The 20,156-nt window shown below is 60.0% G+C and carries 18 protein-coding genes; 13 read left to right on the forward strand and 5 right to left on the reverse strand.

The window, feature by feature from the left end; translation table 11 throughout:
* Nucleotides 1-186 precede the first annotated feature (186 nt).
* A complete protein-coding gene (locus BLT69_RS03965) occupies nucleotides 187-669 on the forward strand; it encodes a LysM peptidoglycan-binding domain-containing protein (protein WP_070725911.1) in 483 nt (160 codons plus the stop codon).
* Between the two features lie 87 nt (nucleotides 670-756).
* Nucleotides 757-1,380: a transcriptional regulator NrdR gene (gene nrdR / locus BLT69_RS03970; protein WP_092649083.1), complete on the forward strand. Its 624-nt coding sequence runs from the start codon at nucleotides 757-759 to the stop codon at nucleotides 1,378-1,380.
* A gap of 31 nt (nucleotides 1,381-1,411) precedes the next feature.
* On the opposite strand, the gene BLT69_RS03975 is transcribed toward nrdR, so the two are convergent.
* From BLT69_RS03975 to BLT69_RS03985, 3 genes are all read right to left on the reverse strand, one after another.
* Nucleotides 1,412-3,223: an AMP-binding protein gene (locus BLT69_RS03975; protein ID WP_092648466.1), complete on the reverse strand. Its 1,812-nt coding sequence runs from the start codon at nucleotides 3,221-3,223 to the stop codon at nucleotides 1,412-1,414.
* 81 nt (nucleotides 3,224-3,304) lie between these two features.
* Entirely contained in the window at nucleotides 3,305-4,510 is a 1,206-nt protein-coding gene (gene serA / locus BLT69_RS03980) for a phosphoglycerate dehydrogenase (RefSeq protein WP_070725907.1), read from the reverse strand.
* 32 nt (nucleotides 4,511-4,542) lie between these two features.
* A complete protein-coding gene (locus BLT69_RS03985; RefSeq protein ID WP_092648467.1) occupies nucleotides 4,543-6,828 on the reverse strand; it encodes a HelD family protein in 2,286 nt (761 codons plus the stop codon).
* Between the two features lie 157 nt (nucleotides 6,829-6,985).
* On the opposite strand from BLT69_RS03985, the gene BLT69_RS03990 reads away from it, so the two are divergent.
* Together BLT69_RS03990 and BLT69_RS03995 are read left to right on the forward strand one after the other, a co-directional pair.
* Entirely contained in the window at nucleotides 6,986-8,218 is a 1,233-nt protein-coding gene (locus tag BLT69_RS03990; protein WP_070725905.1) for a PAC2 family protein, read from the forward strand.
* The gene (locus BLT69_RS03995) at nucleotides 8,211-9,458 is read left to right on the forward strand and encodes an MFS transporter (RefSeq protein ID WP_070725904.1); all 1,248 of its coding nucleotides are present in this window, start codon (nucleotides 8,211-8,213) and stop codon (nucleotides 9,456-9,458) included. The genes BLT69_RS03990 and BLT69_RS03995 overlap by 8 nt, the downstream gene beginning before the upstream one ends.
* On the opposite strand, the gene BLT69_RS04000 is transcribed toward BLT69_RS03995, so the two are convergent.
* A complete protein-coding gene (locus tag BLT69_RS04000; protein ID WP_070725902.1) occupies nucleotides 9,433-10,254 on the reverse strand; it encodes a spermidine synthase in 822 nt (273 codons plus the stop codon). The two genes, BLT69_RS03995 and BLT69_RS04000, sit on opposite strands and share 26 nt — an antisense overlap.
* A 45-nt stretch (nucleotides 10,255-10,299) precedes the next feature.
* Between BLT69_RS04000 and dinB the strand changes: the two genes are divergently transcribed.
* Nucleotides 10,300-11,571, forward strand: coding sequence for a DNA polymerase IV (dinB, locus tag BLT69_RS04005; RefSeq protein WP_058236459.1), 1,272 nt, complete (start codon nucleotides 10,300-10,302; stop codon nucleotides 11,569-11,571).
* Nucleotides 11,572-11,617: 46 nt separating this feature from the next.
* Nucleotides 11,618-12,052, forward strand: a complete 435-nt coding sequence (locus BLT69_RS04010; protein ID WP_058236460.1) for a DUF3040 domain-containing protein — start codon at nucleotides 11,618-11,620, stop codon at nucleotides 12,050-12,052.
* 45 nt (nucleotides 12,053-12,097) lie between these two features.
* Here BLT69_RS04010 and BLT69_RS11040 read toward each other — a convergent pair whose 3' ends face one another.
* The gene (locus BLT69_RS11040; protein WP_257590402.1) at nucleotides 12,098-12,226 is read right to left on the reverse strand and encodes a hypothetical protein; all 129 of its coding nucleotides are present in this window, start codon (nucleotides 12,224-12,226) and stop codon (nucleotides 12,098-12,100) included.
* A 246-nt stretch (nucleotides 12,227-12,472) separates the two neighbouring features.
* On the opposite strand from BLT69_RS11040, the gene mraZ reads away from it, so the two are divergent.
* The 7 genes from mraZ to murD all read left to right on the forward strand — a co-directional run bounded on the left by mraZ (nucleotide 12,473) and on the right by murD (nucleotide 20,145).
* Nucleotides 12,473-12,904: a division/cell wall cluster transcriptional repressor MraZ gene (gene mraZ, locus BLT69_RS04015; protein WP_058236461.1), complete on the forward strand. Its 432-nt coding sequence runs from the start codon at nucleotides 12,473-12,475 to the stop codon at nucleotides 12,902-12,904.
* A gap of 112 nt (nucleotides 12,905-13,016) precedes the next feature.
* The gene (gene rsmH, locus BLT69_RS04020) at nucleotides 13,017-14,000 is read left to right on the forward strand and encodes a 16S rRNA (cytosine(1402)-N(4))-methyltransferase RsmH (RefSeq protein ID WP_257590403.1); all 984 of its coding nucleotides are present in this window, start codon (nucleotides 13,017-13,019) and stop codon (nucleotides 13,998-14,000) included.
* A complete protein-coding gene (ftsL, locus tag BLT69_RS04025; protein WP_092648468.1) occupies nucleotides 13,997-14,395 on the forward strand; it encodes a cell division protein FtsL in 399 nt (132 codons plus the stop codon). Before rsmH ends, ftsL begins: the two co-directional genes overlap by 4 nt.
* A 24-nt stretch (nucleotides 14,396-14,419) precedes the next feature.
* On the forward strand, nucleotides 14,420-16,162 hold the full coding sequence (locus BLT69_RS04030) for a peptidoglycan D,D-transpeptidase FtsI family protein (protein WP_092648469.1): 1,743 nt from the start codon (nucleotides 14,420-14,422) through the stop codon (nucleotides 16,160-16,162).
* Nucleotides 16,163-16,196: 34 nt separating this feature from the next.
* On the forward strand, nucleotides 16,197-17,630 hold the full coding sequence (locus tag BLT69_RS04035; RefSeq protein ID WP_092648470.1) for a UDP-N-acetylmuramoyl-tripeptide--D-alanyl-D-alanine ligase: 1,434 nt from the start codon (nucleotides 16,197-16,199) through the stop codon (nucleotides 17,628-17,630).
* A complete protein-coding gene (gene mraY / locus BLT69_RS04040) occupies nucleotides 17,627-18,712 on the forward strand; it encodes a phospho-N-acetylmuramoyl-pentapeptide-transferase (RefSeq protein ID WP_092649085.1) in 1,086 nt (361 codons plus the stop codon). The genes BLT69_RS04035 and mraY overlap by 4 nt, the downstream gene beginning before the upstream one ends.
* Nucleotides 18,712-20,145: a UDP-N-acetylmuramoyl-L-alanine--D-glutamate ligase gene (gene murD / locus BLT69_RS04045; RefSeq protein WP_092648471.1), complete on the forward strand. Its 1,434-nt coding sequence runs from the start codon at nucleotides 18,712-18,714 to the stop codon at nucleotides 20,143-20,145. The genes mraY and murD overlap by 1 nt, the downstream gene beginning before the upstream one ends.
* The last annotated feature ends 11 nt before the right edge of the window (nucleotides 20,146-20,156 follow it).

Below are 20,156 nucleotides of genomic sequence, written 5' to 3' on the forward strand. Positions count from 1 at the left end.
ATGCAGGTCAATCAGTATTTGGAACGCAAATGCACATGGTCGTTGTTTCACTGTGTTTACAGGGTACCGAAGACTTAGGCAAATGTGAAACATTTGTTCGAGCAAGTCTTGTTGCCCTCATGAAATGATGATATCGTACAAGTGTTCGACGAACATTTGTACGACGATTGAAAGTGAGGGATTCTCATGAGCGCTGCGATTCTTGGAGCAGCTCGAACCGAACACTCCACAACGCGTCATGCTGCGAATCTGCATGTGGTGGACACCGGCGAACTCGCGACAGTTCGTGACATCTCCACTGCACCGTCTCTTCAACGCAAGCGTGCTCGCCTGCTGGAAGAAGACCCCGCCATTCGTCGTCATCCTGTTTTCGCGCGACATCGCGAGGCAGCCACGCCGCGGCTCACTCTTCGCTCTGTGGTGTGCACACTGAGCACATTGGCTGCCGCCACGACACTGAGCGTGGGTGCCGGTCTGTATTTCCAGCCAGACGACTACTCGGGGCCGACCGTGGCGCATTCGGTGACGAATGGAGAGTCAGTGTGGAGCCTTGCTCAAGCCGTGGATACTTCCCGCCCGCTCGAGCAGGTTGTTGTCGACATTGAGCGCCTCAATGACATTGACGGTCCTCTTCAGGTGGGGCAGCGTCTGCAAATCCCAGCAGAGTAGGATTGCGAGCCTGTTGTCACTGTGTCTCGTGTTGCAAATGAGGTGTGAAAACTCGTAGCGTTGAGCTAACACTAGATGGAGGCTCGCGTGCACTGCCCCTTTTGCCATAATCCTGACTCACGTGTCGTAGACACCAGGATCGCTGATGACGGAGCGTCAATTCGACGCCGCCGCGAATGCACTGTGTGCAAGAAGCGCTTCACCACGATTGAAACCTCCTCATTCCAGGTCGTCAAAAACTCAGGAGCAGTTGAGCCTTTCTCCCGAAACAAGGTTATCGCCGGCGTGCGTAAAGCATGCCAGGGAAGGCCAGTTACAGATCACGACCTCGCATTGCTCGCTCAACAAGTAGAAGAGCATCTGCGATCCAGTGGCGTCTCGAACGTCTCGTCAGAAGAAGTGGGCAAAGCAATTCTGCCGTTCCTGTCTCAACTCGATGAGATCGCATTCCTGCGGTTCGCATCTGTCTACCGCTCGTATAACTCGCTCGAAGACTTCGAAGATGCGATTGCGCAGCTGCGCCTGCAGCGCCAGGAAAATGACGATGCTGACAAGACGGCCGATGACAAGGAAGCAACGGTGTCTACCCCCGGCAACACCCGCGACAGTGCGGCTGGGGTACCGCAGCACACTGGAGTGCGCAAGCAGCACGCCCGAAAGCCTCGCAAGAAGCAGATCAGAGAAGAAGAGCCCACACTGCTCGACTCCTAATCGCCAGCGTGGGTTCCTACAACCGAGCGGCCTACTTGTCGCTGCGGCTCGAATCCTGATCGCGGTGCGAATCTCCCTGCCGTTTATCACGCAGACGCTCCACTGCAGCAGACACGGCAGACTGAGCCTGGTCGACAACCTCCTGGGCCTGCTGGGCAAGGTCAGCGGCACGCGACTGCATCGACAAAATATCCTCACGCACCCTGCGGCGCATCACCTTGCCGATCTGAGAGCGCGGCAACTCATTGAGGACAACGAGTTGTCGTGGCAGCGCATAGTGCGACAGTGACTTTTCAGCCCACGTGCGAATGTCATCCAACGTGACAGAGGCGCCCGCCTCCAGCACAATCGCTGCAGCAACCGACTCGCCCGACTTCTTGTCAGGCAATCCCACCACGGCAACATCGCGAACACCTGGCATTGAGCGCACCGCATCTTCAACCTGGCTCGGGAACACCTTGAAGCCCGACGAATTGATCATCTCCTTGCGGCGGTCGGCCATCGTGATGAAACCGTCATCAAGGACCACCAGATCGCCCGTGCGCAGCCACCCGTCAATCAGTGTCTGTTCGGTTTCATCCTCACGGTTCCAATAACCGGCAAACACCTGGGGACCTTTGACGATCAATTCACCGATCTGACCGTCGGGAACATCCTCGTCAATGTTGTCAGGATTGACAATTCGCACCTCGGTGGACGGGAAGGGCAGACCCAGCGTGCCGGGGCGGCGCGCGGGGGAAAGCGGCGAACCCAAGATAATCGGGCTTGCTTCCGTCATGCCGTAGCCCTCCACGATCAGGCCCCTGCTGGTTTCTTCCCAGCGGGCCGCAAGCTCACCATCCAGCGGCATCGCGCCCGAGATCGCAAATCGGACTGACGTGAGATCGGAATCAAGTTCTTCTGCCGCATCCAGGATGCGCTCATACATCGGCGGAACGCCGACGAAGAAGGTACACGGCAAACGCTTTTGTGCAGTCAGCAACATCGCGGTGTCGAACTTCGGGAAAAGCGCCAACGTTGCGCCCAGGCGGATACCTGCCATAAACGAAACACCGAAGCCAAAGGCGTGGAAGAGAGGGAGCACGCAGTACACAACCTCAGAGCCCTCGTGTAGATCTGGAACCCAGGCAATATCCTGCGCCACATTCGCCATGATGTTGCGGTGCGTAATCGTCGCAGCTTTCGGAGTGCCTGTCGTGCCGCCTGTATGCAGCAACAGCGCAGCATCGTCGGGGCGAGCAGGACTGTCACCGGACATCGGCTCGGCATGCTCAACCAACGTGTCCCACGAGGGTACATAGGCGGGAACTGGAGCGGAGATCTCCTGACGTTTTTCCCGCGCAGCCTTAACCGGCAAGCTCAGCAGGAAACGCGTCACCTTCGGCATGGCGTGCGTCAAATCCATTGCGAAAACCCTGCCGGTTCCGCGCAGAAAAGCCAGCTTGTCCACCACTTTTTCCCACGCGATAGCGACGCGCGCACCATGACGGTCAAAAGATTCGTGAATTTCGCGCTCAGGTGCCAGCGGATTGTGCTCCACCACAACAGCACCCACGTACAGCGCTGCGTACACCGCCACAATGTGCTGTGGGCAGTTCGGCATCAGAATTGCCACGCGATCGCCTGGCCGCACACCGGCTCTCTTCAGCACCGTCGCACCCTGCCGAGCCTGCTTCACCAACTCCTGATAAGTGGTCGGGCGTGAGAAGAAATCTAGCGCCACGCGGTTCGGATAACGCGAAGCGACATCCTCAAGAACGTCGGTTATGCGGTGGTCCTTGATGTCAACAGAGTAAGGAATGCCAGGGGCGTACCCAGCCTGAAGCTGATGCATCAGTGTCATTGTTCCTCCTGGATCGTGCCACTAGAATTTACCTGCCCTACGGTAGCGTAGGTTGGCAGGCCAGGAGAAACGCGTATCACACTACAAACTGGTCACGGTCAGACGAATCGTATCGTCCATCGACTCAATGGCATGAAGAGCCTCACGCGGCAATTCCGAAGAAATGTCGGTCAGGGCGTAGCCCACAAACCCCTGCGTCGACAGAATCTGGCCGTCAATGTTGGCCCCGGACTCAGCAAATGTCTGGTTGATCAAAGCCAAAACGCCGGGCGTATTGCGGTGAATGAGCGCAATCCGGTAACGCGACTGTGCCGAAGCCGCAAGCTGCAGATTCGGCAGATTCACACTCATATCCGTCGACCCTGTCGTCAGATAATCGCACAGCTTTGTTGACACAAAGTGTCCGATGTCCAGCTGAGCCTCTTCGGTGGAGCCACCCACGTGCGGCGTCAAAATCACGTTATCCATCCCCACCAGCGGCGAGGAGAACGGCTGGCCATTCTTCTTCGGCTCCTGCGGGAACACGTCGATAGCGGCGCCCGCCAGATGACGAGACAACAAGTGTGAGCGCAGCGCGTCAATATCCACCACGAACCCGCGCGACAGGTTGATGAAAACCGCCCCGCTCTTCATCATGTCGAATTCTTTTTCGCCAAACAGATTCCGGTTCTGCGGTGCGCCGTCAACATGGATCGACACAATATCCGCCTCACGCAACACCGATTCCATCGTCGGCATCTGCGTGGCGTTGCCCAGGGCGAGTCGCTCCGCAATGTCGTAAAAAATAACGTTCAGCCCCATCGCCTCGGCCAGCACTGACAACTGCGTGCCGATGTTGCCGTAGCCGATAATGCCCAGGGTGCGTCCGCGCACTTCGTGCGATCCGTCCGAACTCTTCTCCCACACGCCGCGGTGCAGACGCGAGTTCTTGACCGTGACACGACGCGTCAAGTCAATGATCAAACCGATCGCCAGTTCCACAACTGAACGGGTGTTGGAATACGGAGCGTTGAACACGGCGATACCGTGCTTGGTGGCCGTGGAAAGATCAATCTGGTTCGTCCCAATACAGAAAGCACCAATTGCTTGAAGCTGAGGGTTCGCTTCAATGGCACGCTGTGTGACACGGGTCTTGGACCGCACGCCCACCATGTCAAAACCGTGAAGCGCCTCAATCAACTCATTTTCGTCCAGGGCACCGCTCACGCGTTCAACCTCGACATTGTGATCTGCGAAGATTTGATCAGCGTCAGCGTGAGGATTTTCAAGCAAGAGAACACGAGTCATAAGCTCATATTCTCACAAAGGTGACCTGAAAGTCAGTTCTGTTCAAGTCCGGACAGAACCTGTCCGCTGGAGACGATATGCAGGCGCTGAGTGGACCGCGTCAGCGCCACAAAAAGATCACCCGGCCCGTCGCCCAGAATCTCAGACGGCTCCACCACGATAACTGAGTCAAACTCCAGCCCCTTCGCAGCCGTCGCACTCAGCACTGCGACCCGCTCACTGAGAGTGGTGTGCCCATCTGCGTCAGCGTTCCACTGGTCGGCGCGCTCCGATCCCATGATGATGGCCAGGCGCCCTCGTCCATTCCCAACCGTGTGGTCAAGTACGGACAATTCTCGCCGGATCGCCTCACGCGTCGGCTCCCACATGTCGTCTGTTTCAGGTGACGAGGGTGGCTGGTGCTCCTGCGCGAGATGCGTGAGCTCATAGGCATCGGTCACATCACGCACAGCCTGAAGCTCACCGGACATGGGTTCGCCTACCGCCGCCATAACGCGCTGAGCACGGTCAATGAGCTGGCGAGGCGTGCGATACGAGATCGTCAGCACATACTCCTCACTCAAGGCGCGCGCAGCTGGCCCAAGAGCCTCGTGCCACGTGGACGGGCGATCATGTCCGCGACGCTGATCCAGATCACCGACGACAGTAAACGAGCGGGACGGGCAGCGGCGCAACAGAGCGCGCCACGCCATAGGGGAGAGCTCCTGAGCCTCATCCACGACGATATGCCCATATGTCCACGACCGGTCGCGTCGCGCACGCTCAGCCAGTGAGGAATGAGATTCCCCTTCACGTGTCGCATCAGCCAGCATCTGAGCCGTAACGATACCGTCGCCCAGGTTTTGGCGCTCAATGGCTTCGCGCGCATATGCCAGACGCTCGGCGCGCTCATTATTCTCACGTTCACGCAGGGCCGAGGATGTCCCCAGCAGCTCCGCACACTCATCAAGCAGAGGAATATCACTGACTGTCAGCGGGGAACCTTTCGGGCGCCGAAGCCCAGCAATCTCATCGAAAGTGAGGCGATTGGGAACCGAAGCGTTGAGCTGTTCCAGATAGCCCGGGCGAGCAAAAATCCTCTCCAGCAACGTGAGTGGAGAAGTCGGCATCCACGCCAGGTTGATGGCGCGACGAGCATCCACCGAATCACGGATCTCCTGACGCCACATCTCCACGTCGTTGCCGTCCACGTCATGCACCCCTTCGCGCGAACGGCGATCACGTTCATCGGCAGCCAGTCGGCGCGCCAGAACATCCATGAGCTCCAGCGCAAAACCGTCACGCGCCTCATTATGGGGCTTGCCCGTGCGGCGGGCGTGAGCATGTGCAGCGCGGATATCCTCTACGGTCAGCGTGACGGTGCGTGACCACACGCGCAGCTCCTGATCAGCGTCAGGTACGCGCTGCAGCCCCTTGACTGCGCGGCGAATAATCGACTGCCACACCGCCTTGCCTTTGATGCGTGCCACGCGCTCGCTGTCGTGGGCCTGTGCATGGAATCCGGGCAGCAGGTCACCCATCGTCACGGACACGACGCCTGTTTCACCTAGAGACGGCAATACCTGCTCGATGTAGCGCAGGAAAACGTGGGAGGGGCCGATCAGGAGGACACCGGAATGCTGGAGCCTGTCACGCTGTGTGTACAGCAGGTAGGCGGCGCGATGCAGCGCAACAGCGGTCTTCCCGGTTCCCGGACCACCCTGAACGATGACCAGGCCGGAATCTTCTGAGCGGATCACGCTGTCCTGCTCGGCCTGAATGGTCGACACAATGTCGGTCATGTGGCCCTGACGGGCTTCGCTCAGTGCGGACATGAGTGCGCCTTCGCCCTGGAGCGTCATATTCCGTTTGTTTGCGGCCTCCTGATCCAGTGCTTCATCTTCGATTGCGGTGACGCGGCGGGCTCGGGTGGTCAGGTGGCGCCGCCGGATTACACCTTGTGGATCAATGGCCGTCGCCTGGTAAAAGGGTCGCGAAGCGGGGGCGCGCCAGTCAATCAGCATGGGTTCGCCCTCGGCAGTTGAGATGCCGATGCGACCCACATAGTGAGTGAGGTCATCTTCCATGTCGATCCGGCCGAACACCAGGCGGTCCTCCACCTGATCGAGGCGCTCACGCAGGTCAGAAAAGTGTGCTGAGAGCACGTCACGTTCTGTGAATCCCTGAGCGTTGCCGACACCATGCTGGCGGTGGGCGCGTTCCTGCGCCAGACGGTACTCATCCTTCAACTGGTCAAGTCGGTGGTACGTCGCATCAACGACAGCCTGCTCATGAGCAATCTCGGGGTCCTGTGAGCCTGCGTCGACGGGTTCGAACATGCATCCTCCTGGCTAACTGACGGCATACTATTGTGCCCTATCTGGAGGACTTCGGCATATACAGCGAGATAGAAATTTCACCTTGTAGCTCAAAGCTCGCCTGAGGGCACGGATTTGGGTACCGTGGTAGTAGCGACACAGCTGAAAGGAGGCAGCGATGGCTGACAATACGCTTGATCAGTTCCTGGACGACCAGGAAGCGTACGACGACGGCCCCGCCAAAGGCGCGCGTGCCCCCATTTTGCTGACACACTTTGACGGTGCGATGGATGCGGGAACCGCCGGCCACCTCGCAATCGAGCAACTGTTGCACACGCTGGACACCCAACGCGTGGCCACGTTTGAGTCGGACATGTTCATCGACTACCGCTCACACCGCCCTGTGATGAATATTGACGACTGGGTGACAACCTCTCTTGAAGTGCCTGAAATTGCACTTGACCTGGTCTACGACGATGCGGGAGTGCCGCTGCTGGTTCTCCACGGGCCTGAACCCGACGCGAAGTGGGAAACGTTCGTCCGAGCCGTGTCCCACCTTGCCGAGCAGGCAGGCGTGGAGATCTCGTTCTCGCTGCACGGCATCCCTTCCGGTGTGCCGCATACCCGGCCCACACCTGTTCATATGCACGCCACAGACGGCTCCTTGTTGCCTGAGCAGCCACAGATGTCGGGAACGATGCGCTTTCCGGCACCCATGACGTCATTCCTGCAGTCCCACCTGGCCAGTCAGGGCATTGACGGTGTCACCATGCTGGCGGCAGTGCCGTATTACATGTCTGACACGCAGTACCCGCGTGCCGCTTCAGCGCTGTTGACCTCGCTGTCGGACTACGCTGACCTGTCTCTTCCGGTTGGCGACCTGGAGCGCGGTGCCAGCGAGGAGATTGACCAGGTAACTCAGCTCATTGAGGCCAACGAGGAAGTCTCGCGTACCATCGCCGCCCTCGAAAAGCACTATGACGCGCTGGCGACCGCGTCGAACAGCACGGAAACCTTCCGGCTGCCTGACTCGGAAAGCTCCGCAATGTCGGCGGAGGACATTACCGAGACCATCGAGGAGTTCCTGCGTACCCGCTCACAGCGTTCAGCCGAGGCTGACGCGACCAGCGCGAACACCGACGAGGCAACGCAGGGTGACGAGGAGGATCAGGTCACCATTGATGATGTCCTCGACCGCCTCGAAGAAGGTTCCTTCCACGCGCGTCCTGCTCGTGGCGCCGAAAGCGAATCATCGGCGCGCCCATCACAGGGCCAGCGCGAAACTGTCGAGGATGTTCTGCGACGCCTGCGTGACCGCGGCAATGACAGTGAGGCAACCGAACGTAACCAGACCCTGCGCCACCGTGCCGATCCGACATGGGGACCCCCTCAGCAGCCATCCGATGACTAGGCGGGCACTTCTCGTCTGGACGAGCGCCATGTTCGCCTACGTGCTGGCCGTTGCTGCACGTACATCCCTGGGCGTTGCCGGTATTGAAGCGATGGATCGTTTCGCCATGCCCGCATCCGTGTTGGCTGCGTTCTCCTCCGTGCAGCTGTTCGTCTACGCTGCGATGCAGATCCCATCGGGACTTGCGCTGGATCGGTGGGGGCCGCGACGCGTTCTCATGGTCGGCGCAGCCCTCGTGTCCATCGCCCACATTGCCATGGCGTGCGCGACGAACCTGCCGCTGGCATTTGCTGCCCGCATTCTGCTGGGAGTGGGTGACGCGACGGCCTTTATTTCTGTGCTGCGCCTGGTACCGAGCTGGTTCACCCCATTTCGCGTACCGCTGATGACTCAGCTCACCGCAATTGTCGGACTGCTCGGCCAGGTGGTGTCAGCCGTTCCCTTCCTGTGGGCGCTGCGCGCCTTCGGCTGGACTCCAGCCTTTTGCATCCTGGCGGGTCTTGGATTTTCGGCAACCCTCCTCATCGGATTGGCTGTTGCGGACAAACCCGGAGCGAAACGTGAGCGTTCAGATCAGCAGGGGGAGCACGCACTGACTACCATTAAGTTCGTCATGCGTGACCCGTCGACATGGCTCGGGTTCTTTGCCCACTGGACAGGCGGAATGCCCGGCATGACGTTCACACTCTTGTGGGGCGTTCCGTTCATGACTCTCGGCATGGGACTGAGCCCCGCTGTCGCCTCAGCGGTGCTCGTAGCATTCACCTGCGTCAATATTGCGATCGGTCCAGTTGTCGGTCAGCTGACCGCGTTACGACCCGGTGGCAGAGTTCTGGGCGTGTTGGCCGCGGCCGCTGCCTCCACCTTCGCATGGGTCATCGTGCTGGCTCGCGTGCAGCCTGTCGGTGCCTGGGCAGCATTCTTGCTGGGAATCGTGCTTCCCGTCAGCGGCGTCGCTTCAACAATTGCATTCGACTTTGTGCGCCGCTCTTCACCCGAACACCGCCTGGGTACGGCAACCGGAACGGTCAATATGGGCGGCTTCGTTGCCACGATCGTGACAGTGCAGGTCATCGGCGTCGTCCTTGACCTGTTGAACCCGACACGCGAATACGGGTGGAGCGAGTTCCGCGTGGCGATGTCCATCCAGGCCATCACACTGCTCATCGGGGTGATCGGTGTGATCGTGAATGCGCGGCGTGCTCACGTACGCATCATTCGCCCTGTGGATCTTCCATAGGCCGAGCCCCCGCAATCCACTGGTTTAACGACTTACCTGCCATGATGCGCGCTGGAAGTGCGAGCTTGCGCAGCAGCCGGTCCAACTGGGCAACATCCAGCGGCGCAAAGTGAGGCGACTGGTCGCGGACCGTCTTCCGTCCGGCCACCATGACATTGCCCCACCTGCCTGAACGCGCCACCTTCGGGTCCGCAACGGCGACAACTTCGCCGAACGCCTCGCTGATTGCAGCAACGTCAGGGCGCCCGTTTGCCTTCCCACCGTGCGGCACGTTGGCCACGTACAGTCCACCCGGTACGAGGGCATCCCATGCTGATCGAGCCGCCTGAAGCGTCATCAACTGGCGGGGCACGCTCTGATCGGAAAAAGCGTCACGTACGATGACGTCCCACCGCTCAGGGCGTGTCGAATCGAGGACCTGGCGCCCTTCGCCCACACGTATCTTGAGTTGAGGCGAGCGCGGCAGATCAAACAGGTCACGCACGGTGTGCGCCAGATCTTCATCGATTTCAACGACGCAATGGCGCGACTGTGGACGCTTGATGCTCCATGCCCATGCCAGAGCGCAGCCGGCTCCGCCGATATGGAGGACACGCACCGGCTCAGGTGATGGTGCAAGCGCTTCGAGGGCGGCATCCATATGCTGCATGTATTCAAATTCGAGCACCTCAGGATGGTCGACATCGACACTGGAGGACTCCGCACCGTTGACGAACACTGTCGCATGGGAACCATCCCACGTCACCCGTGCCGAGCCAGTGGAGATCGCAAATTCGTGAGCGTCGCGTGAAGACATACCCGTTACTGTAACGCCCCTAAGATAGTGATGAGGGGAGGAGCCATGTCGAACGCGCCGCGCGACAAGCGCGCCAAACGCAACTGGGGCGATGACGATTCAGCCACCCCGATCATCCACGTGGATATGGACTCCTTCTTTGCTTCGGTTGAACTGCTGGAAAATCCGCAGCTGCGTGGCAGACCGCTGATCGTCGGCGGATCAGGAATGCGGGGCGTGGTCACATCCGCAACCTACGAAGCACGTGAATTCGGAGTGCGTGCCGGTATGCCGATGGCGCGGGCGCGCGCACTGTGCCCCAGTGCGCAGGTGGTCTCCGGACGCCGGGAAATATACAGCGCATACTCGACGCGCGTGATGGCGATCCTCGCTCAGATCACGCCACTGGTTGAGCAGGTCAGTATTGACGAGGCCTTCCTGGACGTCGCCGGCGCCAGGCGCCGGCTCGGGTCACCCACCACGATCGGACATCTCATCCGCAGGCGAATCCGGGAGGAGGTCGGCCTGCCGGCCTCAGTCGGGATCGCTTCCACGAAATCCGTTGCAAAGATCGCGTCATCACACGCCAAGCCGGACGGACTGCTGCTGATACCTGAGGATCAGACGGTGGCATTTCTGCACAGTTTGCCAGTGGGCGTGTTGTGGGGCGTGGGAGGTCGAACGCTGGATGTGCTGCAGCAGGAAGGCGTTGAACGTGTCGCCCAGTTGGCGCAGATGCCGATGACACGGTTGACGAAGCTGTTGGGAGTGGCCAGTGCGCACCACTTGCACGACCTAGCGTGGGGCATCGACCGCAGGCGCGTGCATGTGGAACGCGAAGAAAAATCGGTCGGAACCGAAACAACCTTTGAGACGAACGTGACCAGCCGGCGTGACCTTGAGCAGTTCATCGTGCGAGCCGCCCACAAGTGCGCTCGTCGACTGCGAGCAGGCGGACAGGTGGCGTGGACGGTTACGATGAAGATGCGCGATGCCTCATTCCGCACGATCACACGATCCGCCACACTGGTGGCGCCTACCGATGAAGGCCGCGTCATTGCCCGCGCTGCCCACGACCTGTTTGCAGCCGAAGTGATGCCGAGCGGGGGAGTCAGACTCATGGGCGTGCGAGCCGAAAATCTGCAGCTGCGCCGGGACGGCGTGGCGGTCCTGATGGACAATGACGGGCGCTCGCGGGCTGTGGAGGAGGCGATGGATCACGCCAGTGAGCGTTTCGGTGACGGAGCACTGCGACCAGCTTCTTTGCTGGGCACTAGCGTCAAAAAAGACGATGTGTCGCCTGCAGATCGTGGCCCGAATGGTCTTAGGGAACCTTAGACCGTTACACTGGATCCGTAACGTCCACAGCCGAAGGAGGTGCGCGATGGCCCTGTCCGACTATGAAAAAGAAATACTCGAACAAATGGAGAGCCAGCTGCGTGAGGACGATCCGGAACTCGCCTCGACCATGTCGGCTCGCACCTCGCGATCCTCACGTGCACGTTCCTCGTACGACACTTCCGCTGATTCCCCTCGGCGCTCCAAACTCTCCCCGCGCAACATGATCCTCGGCGCTTTCTTCGCTGTCATCGGCATGTGTGTGGTGCTCGGTGGTGTGACGCTCGGTTACGGCATATGGTCGATCCTTCTGGGAGTGCTCGGATTCTGCATCATGGTCGCCGGTATTCTCTTCGCGTTGCATACGCGCCCGGTGGATCCCGCCTCGTCGAAGAAGTCTGGCACGAAGCCGTCCAGTGGACGTTGGACGGATTTCGTTGCGAATCAAAATCGCCGCTGGGACGAACGCGGCCGCGACTAGTCACTGCACACTCGCCGTTCCTTCGTTCTCCATTCTTGCCGCCGCTCATTCTTTTGTGCCCTCATCGACGAGGGTGACTGACGTGAGTTGGCGCTGGCTGCCCACTGATATCACCGCGCCGCGAATGTCGTGGACGTCCACCACTGTGCACCACTGCGTGTGCTGACCCCTCATCGATGAGGGAATACCCCTGCGAAATCTGCAGCCTCGACCCTGATATGCCTCGATGTGGCACATATTCATGCCCGTCAACACCCGGCGTTGAGAATTTTCCCTCCACCTTCCTCCACCCTGATTTTTACGCGATTTTCCAACGTTTATTTTCAAAATAAACCGAAACATGGGCGCAAAATGTTCCCATAGTGGTTGAAAGTGGGTTAAAGTGGAGCTGCGTGTCACGGAGGGGAAGGGAGGTGTGGCATGTTCCTGGGAACGTACGAGCCGAAGCTCGACGACAAAGGGCGTGTCATTCTGCCTGCTCGTTTCCGTGACGACATGGAAGGTGGAATCGTCCTCACCCGTGGTCAGGAACACTGCATCTACGCATTCCCTGCCCATGAGTTTGAGTCCATGGCACAAGAACTGATGCGCGCGCCCTTGTCATCGAAACAGGCGCGCGACTGGGTTCGCGTCATGCTCTCAGGTGCCTACAAGGAAATTCCAGACAAACAAGGACGCGTTGTCGTTCCAGCTGACCTGCGAGCATACGCCGGACTTGACCGGGAACTCACAGTCATCGGAGCTGGCGCACGTGCTGAAATCTGGGACACCACAGCGTGGCGCGAGTACCTCACCGTCCAAGAAGATGTTTTCGCCAATACAGCGGACGAAATCATCCCCGGAATGTTCTGACCCCACCGTGCCCTCCGCCCGACGCTCTGACATCACTTCCCCGATGGCAGATCGGCGGGGGAGAAGCAGGTGGGAAGAACGCACACAGGCAGATCACGGACAAGGAGGCAACGTGAGCGCAGAAACTACACGCGATGCAGCTCAGCTGCACACACCCGTCCTTGTCGACCAGTGCATGGATCTGCTCGCCCCTGCCCTCACTCGGCCCGACTCTCTTCTGATCGACGCCACCCTGGGAATGGGCGGTCACACGCACGCAGCCTTGACACGCTTTCCCCATATCCGTGTGGTCGGAATTGACCGCGACCCGCAGGCCATTGCGCTGGCAAGCGAACGTCTGCGCGAATTTGGACAGCGCTTCGAAGCCGTGAACACAACATACGATCAAATCGGCCAGGTCATTGACGACCACTCGGCAGACGGACTGGCAGATGCCGTCCTGATGGATCTGGGCGTCTCCTCACTGCAGCTCGATGAGACAGAGCGAGGCTTTTCCTACGCGCATGACGCACTCCTCGACATGCGCATGGACCCGACCCGTGGACGCAGCGCAGCCGAACTCATTGCAGATGCGAGCGTGCAGGAACTGACGGACATCCTGCGCACCTTCGGGCAGGAACGCTTTGCGCACCGCATCGCCACGTTGATTGTCAAAGAGCGCGCCGAGCAGCCCATCACGAGAACCGGACAGCTGGCGGATCTGGTCAAACGCGCCATCCCTGCGCCGGCACGCCGCACGGGCGGAAACCCCTCCAAACGCACGTTCCAGGCGCTGCGAATTGCCGTCAACAACGAGCTGGACATTTTGCGGGCCGCCATTCCGCAGGCACTGAGCCATCTGCGCGTGGGCGGACGAATGGTTGTCGAAGCCTACCAGTCCCTCGAAGACCGCATCGTCAAAGAGATCTTCGCTCAGGGCGCCCGTGACAATGCGCCGCCCGGACTGCCGGTGGTGCCTGAGTCCATGAAGGCGACACTGACACTGGTCACACGTGGCGCTCTTCAAGCTGACAGCGCTGAACAGGAATCCAACCCTCGATCACGATCCGTGCGCGTGCGTGCCGTCGAAATCCGTTCCCCATGGAGGCCACAATGACAAACGAAGCAGTGGCGCGTACACGTCCAGCATCCCGTACCCGCGACACGCTGCGGCCCACCCTGCACCTGATCGAGGGAAAGATTCCGCAGCGCTCAGTCATCCCGCTCGCACTCCTGGCGATCGCGATTCTGCTGGCGGCAATTGTCGTGCCGCTGGTCGTCAACACGCAGATGGCTGAAACTGCGTTTGAGATCAGGGAGATGCAGCTGGAGGTCAACGCGCTAGATGCTGAAGCGTGGACCCTGCAGACGCAACTGCACAACGCATCGTCACCTCAGGCCCTCGAAAAATCTGCACGCGATCTTGGTATGGTTCCGGCAGGACCCACCGGGTTCGTCACGTTGTCGAACGGCACCGTCGAGGGCGGCCAGGCCGCTTTTCGTAGTGAATAACGCGCAGCTAGAAAGGCTCACTAGATGAACACTCGTGCGGGGCGGCAGGAGTCGGCTCGGCGCGCCCACTGGATCTTGTTCATCACCCTTTTCGCACTGTGCGCATGTGTGCTGCGCCTCTTCCTGCTGCAAATCGTCCAGGGGCCAGCTCTGGCTGCCGAAGGCCTCGAAGTGCGAACATCGGCCTCTGATATCACCGCTCAACGTGGCTCCATTACTGATGACACCGGAATCGTTCTAGCTGAATCCGTGCAGACTTACCACATTGCCGTCAACCAGATCAATATCCGCACCTACGAACATGACGGTCAGATCGGGCCGGCAGCAGCAGCCTCGCAGCTTGCCCCACTGCTCAAGATGGACCCGGTCGAACTGGGCGGACTGATGGTCGGTGATTCGACGTATGCCTACGTCAAGAAGAACGTGGATGCGGTGACCTATCGCAAGATTCGTGCCATGGACATCTACGGCATTGAGTGGGAATCAGCTTTTGAGCGCACCTACCCCAATGGCTCGACCGCAGGTCCCGTCATTGGCACCATCAATGCCGAGGGGGTCGGCGCCTCCGGTCTTGAAGCCACGATGGATCAGATTCTGCAGGGCAGCGCCGGACGTGAAGCCTTCGAAATTGCTCCGAACGGCGCCATTATGCCGGGCGGAAAGCACACAGTGGTTGAACCGGTCTCAGGCGGATCGGTGCGCACAACACTTCGCGCCGACCTTCAGCATGGTGTCCAGGAAGCCCTCGATGCGCGCGTGAAAGCACACAGCGCCGACTGGGGTGCCGTCGTCATCACCGACGTGAAGACCGGACGAATCCTCGCCCTGGCTGATTCCAATTCCACCGCGCCCAACAGTGCCACACCTCAGCCGGTTTCCGCCGTCCAATACGCATTTGAACCCGGATCGGTCGGCAAGGTTGTCACTGCGGCCACAGCCCTGAATAAAGGCACAATCACCCCGACCAGTGAATTTACCGTGCCCTACTCTCTGGACGGCCTGCCGGGAGCTGACGGCCCGATTAGTGACTTCCACGAGCATCCCACAGAACGAATGACGGCAACAGGAATCCTGGCAGAATCATCGAACACAGGCACGATCCTGATTGGCCAGACCGTTGACGATGCCGACCGGTATGACATGATGCTGAAACTGGGTCTCGGTGCCCCTAGCGGCATTGAACTGGCCGGCGAATCATCCGGCGTGGTTCGCACACCCGACCAGTGGATCGGACGAGACAAATGGGTGTCCATGTTCGGACAGTCCTACTCCATGACAGCCGTCCAGGAAGCCACGATGATGGCCACAATCGGCAACGGCGGCGTGCGCATGCCGCCACGCATCATCGACTCGTGGCAATTGGCCGACGGTACTGTCCATACCCCCGACCCAGTCCAACCAGTCCAGGCGATGAGCGCACAGAGTGCATCCGACCTGCTGAAGATGATGGAATCAACCGTGGCGACGGACGTCGGCACGGGACAGACAGCCAAGATCGACGGATACCGGCTGGCCCTCAAAACGGGTACTGCTGACATCTTCGTGGACGGCGTGCCCGCAACCGTATCCACTGTGGCAGGTGTCCTCCCCGCCGAAGCGCCTCAGATCGCAGTGTCAGTTGTGCTCTACAATCCGAAAGTCGGAGTGATCTCATCCGATTCGGCGGCGCCCCTCTTCGCGGAGGTCGCCTCACAGGCGGTGCGAAATCTCGCAATTCCCGCATCACAGGAACAGGCAGACCTATTCCCGCTTAGACCGGGCTCATGATAGAGGACAGGGACAACCTGCTGAAAGAAGGACGATGAACAGGCAAGCAGAATGGGTAGCCCGAGCAGTGGGCGGGCAGATGATCGGCCCCGATGTGACGGTCACGGGACCAGTGGTCACCGATTCGCGTGAAGCAACCGCAGGATCGCTCTACGTCGCCCGTCGCGGCGAGAACGCCGACGGGCACGACTTCATCGCCAGTGCGCGAGACAACGGAGCGGTGGCCGCCCTGGTCGAACGTGAAATACCACAGGCCGGACTGACCCAGATCGTCACCCCCGAATCGACCGAGGCGCTCGGCGTCCTCGCCCATGCACATCTGGAGGACCTGCGACAGGCAGGCCCCCTCGATGTCATCGCTGTGACAGGGTCCGCCGGAAAAACCACCACCAAGGATCTGCTTGCTGCGCTCATGGCGACCGACGGGCCGACCGTTGCGCCCAAACTGTCCTTCAATAACGAGGTTGGCCTGCCACTGACCGTCCTCAAGGCCGACGAACACACACGTCACCTGGTGCTGGAAATGGGTGCATCGGGGCCCGGACATCTGCGCATGCTCACCGGCATTGCCGCTCCGGATGTGGCGATTGAACTGATGGTGGGCACAGCGCATCTGGGAGGCTTTGGATCGCGCGAAGCCACCGCCTCCGCAAAAGCCGAACTGATTAAGGGCATGAAACCTGACGGGACAGCTGTACTGAACGCTGATGATGACTACGTGGCGGCGATGGCTCAGCGTGCGCCAGGACGCATCATCGGATTCACCACGCGCACTCAGTACCCGCAGTTCACCGACACGTGGATCCGCGCGGAAAGCATTACGATCGACGCTGACGAACGCGCCGCATTCGACCTAATCACACCCGAAGGACGTGCTCACGTGCACCTGACACTGGTGGGTGCGCATCATGTGCACAACGCGCTGGCAGCCGCAGCCGGAGCATACGCGTGCGGCGTCGACACGCAGACCATTGCGCAAGTCCTGACCGCTTCGGGGCCATCATCACCACACAGGATGGACATCGAGACAGTCACGCTGGACGAGGGACGCACCATCATCCTGATCGATGACGCCTACAACGCCAACCCGGATTCCATGCGCGCAGCACTGACCGCTCTGAAGCATCTGGGTGCTCAACGCAATGCGCGAACCGTGGCAGTGCTGGGCGCCATGCTGGAGCTGGGGGAGCAGTCCGAGGCCCTGCACCGAGACGTTGCCCAAATGGCACTTGATGCAGGCGTGTCCCATATCTTCACGTGGTCAGCTGATGCGCAGCCACTTGCCTCCCACGCGCAGGCGAAAACAGATTCAGGCACCGAAGTGACATACAGTGAAGACTGGAATGAGACACTGGGCGAACTCACCAGCGCCGTTCGTGACGGCGACATTGTGTTAGTCAAAGGCTCATACGGATCTCATGCGTGGCAGATTGCCGCAACACTGATGGAAAGCGGGTGCAGTCGATGATCGGGGTTATTGCGTCATTCGCGGTCGGCCTGGTGCTCTCACTGGGCCTGACACCCCTGTTTATCCGATTCCTTGTCCGTCACCAATACGGACAGTTCATCCGCCAGGACGGCCCCACCCAACACCTGACCAAACGTGGCACACCGACAATGGGTGGCGTTGTCTTCATTGGCGCCACCATCATCGCGTGGCTTGCTGGCAACGCCGTAAACCGCACGCTGCCCGCCTATTCATCACTCCTGCTCGCATTCCTCTTTGTCGGCTTGGGAATCGTCGGCCTGCTCGACGACGGCATCAAAATACGCAAACAACGATCCCTTGGCCTGCACGCAGGTGCGAAGATCATCATGCAGGTGGCGATCGGCTCCATCTTCGCCATTTTGGCACTGATGCGACCCAACGAACGCGGCATCACACCTGGATCGACGGCGATATCCGTGGCACGTCCCACCGGTATCGATCTGGCGTTCGCGGGCATCATCGTGGGCGGCATCCTGTTCGTCCTGTGGGTCAACTTTCTGGTTGCCGCATGGTCCAACGCCGTGAACCTGACAGACGGCCTGGATGGTCTGGCGACCGGCGCATCAATCTTCGTCTTCGGAGCGTACGCGCTGATCTCAGTTTTTCAGGTGACACAGTCGTGCTGGGGAACGACGATCAACACGGCAGCCTGCTACACGACCCGTGACCCCTTGTCACTGGCAATTTTCTGCGCCGGCCTGGTGGGAGCGCTGGCCGGTTTCCTCTGGTTCAACGCCTCACCCGCACAGATCTTCATGGGGGACACCGGATCTCTCGCCCTGGGCGGCGCAGTCGCCGGCATGTCGATTTTCACGAACACGGAGTTCCTGGCCGTTATCATCGGCGGACTCTTCGTCATCATCACGATGTCTGACGTTATCCAGATCAGTGTGTTCAAAATGACGCGCAAACGTGTCTTCCGCATGGCGCCGCTTCACCACCACTTCGAACTGAAGGGTTGGAAAGAAATCACCATCGTGATCCGTTTCTGGCTGATCGCCGCACTCCTGGCAGTGATCGGCGTCGGCCTGTTCTACGCGGAGTGGGTGTCATGGCTGTAATGGAACAACTGCCCCAACCCGGTCGTGCAGCAATCATCGGATGGGGAATGTCCGGTCGGGCCGCAGGCCGCGCCCTGAGTTCACGAGGCTGGGACGTCACGGGCTTCGACCAGCACGACGTTGCCGAAAACAACGACCGTGTCGAGGTTATCGCTGACGCCGATGAACTGGCCACACGCGTCGTGCAGACCGCGCCCGACCTGATCGTCATGTCTCCGGGAATCGCACCCCACGAGCCAGTATGGCAATCGGCATTGTCTGCGGATATCCCAATCGTCGGCGAGATGGAACTGGCGTGGCTCCTGCAGGAATCCGGCCTGCATGCAGGCCGCCCCTGGCTGATGGTCACCGGTACGAACGGCAAGACCACAACGGTTTCGATGCTGGCGGCCATGCTGCGCGCAGGCGGAGAGAATGCCCTCGAAGTAGGCAATATCGGCGTCCCCATCACGCAGCTCATTGACGATGATGCTGACGTGTTTGCAGTGGAGGCATCCTCATTCCAACTGTATTCGACCCGCACCGTATCCCCGGAAGCGTCCGTTGTCCTCAACGTCGATGCCGACCATCTGAACTGGCACGGCAGTGTCGAGGCCTACGCGCAGGCAAAGGCACGCATCTACGAAAACACACGCATCGCATGCGTTTATCCGTCAGCTGACCGTCGCATCGAAAAAATGGTGGAGAACGCGGACGTCATTGAAGGGGCGCGCGCCATCGGATTTACACTGGGCACCCCTGCTGTCTCACAGGTCGGCATTGTCGAGGACACCCTCGTCGATCGGGCCTTTCTGGATGAACGACGCACGCACGCATTGCATCTGGCTGAATTCGATGACCTCGTTCATGTCTCCGGTGCACAGCCCTCGCCCGCACTCCTGATGGATGCGCTGGCGGCCGCCGCTCTTGCACGCGCACACGGAGTGACGCCCGAAGCTGTTGCAGAGGGTCTGCGCACTTTCACGCAACCCGCCCACCGGCGAGCCATTATCTCGCACGCAGCGGACATGACGTGGATTGATGATTCAAAAGCCACCAATGCGCATGCCGCCGCTGCTTCCCTGGCTGGTGTCACGCCGGGAACTGCCATCTGGATTGCTGGGGGAGACGCAAAGGGGCAGAACTTCGACGACCTTGTCACCCGCGTCGCCCCGTTGTTGCGCGGCGTGGTGCTCATTGGCGTCGACCGGGCGCTTTTGAGGAACTCACTGGCGGCGCACGCTCCGTCGGTGCCTGTCGTGGAAGTCGATGGTCATGATGACTGGATGTTCTCGGTGGTGAACGAGGCGGTTGGCCTGTCGCGACCGGGCGACACCGTGTTGCTGGCTCCGGCAACCGCATCGTGGGATCAGTTCGACAACTACGGCCAGCGAGGCGATGTTTTTGCCCAGGCGGTGCAGCGCCTGGAAGACATGTGGAACACCAACAAGTAGGGGAGGCAGAT

Origin of the sequence: Schaalia radingae (assembly GCF_900106055.1) — a bacterium.
Lineage (GTDB): Bacteria > Actinomycetota > Actinomycetes > Actinomycetales > Actinomycetaceae > Pauljensenia > Pauljensenia radingae_A.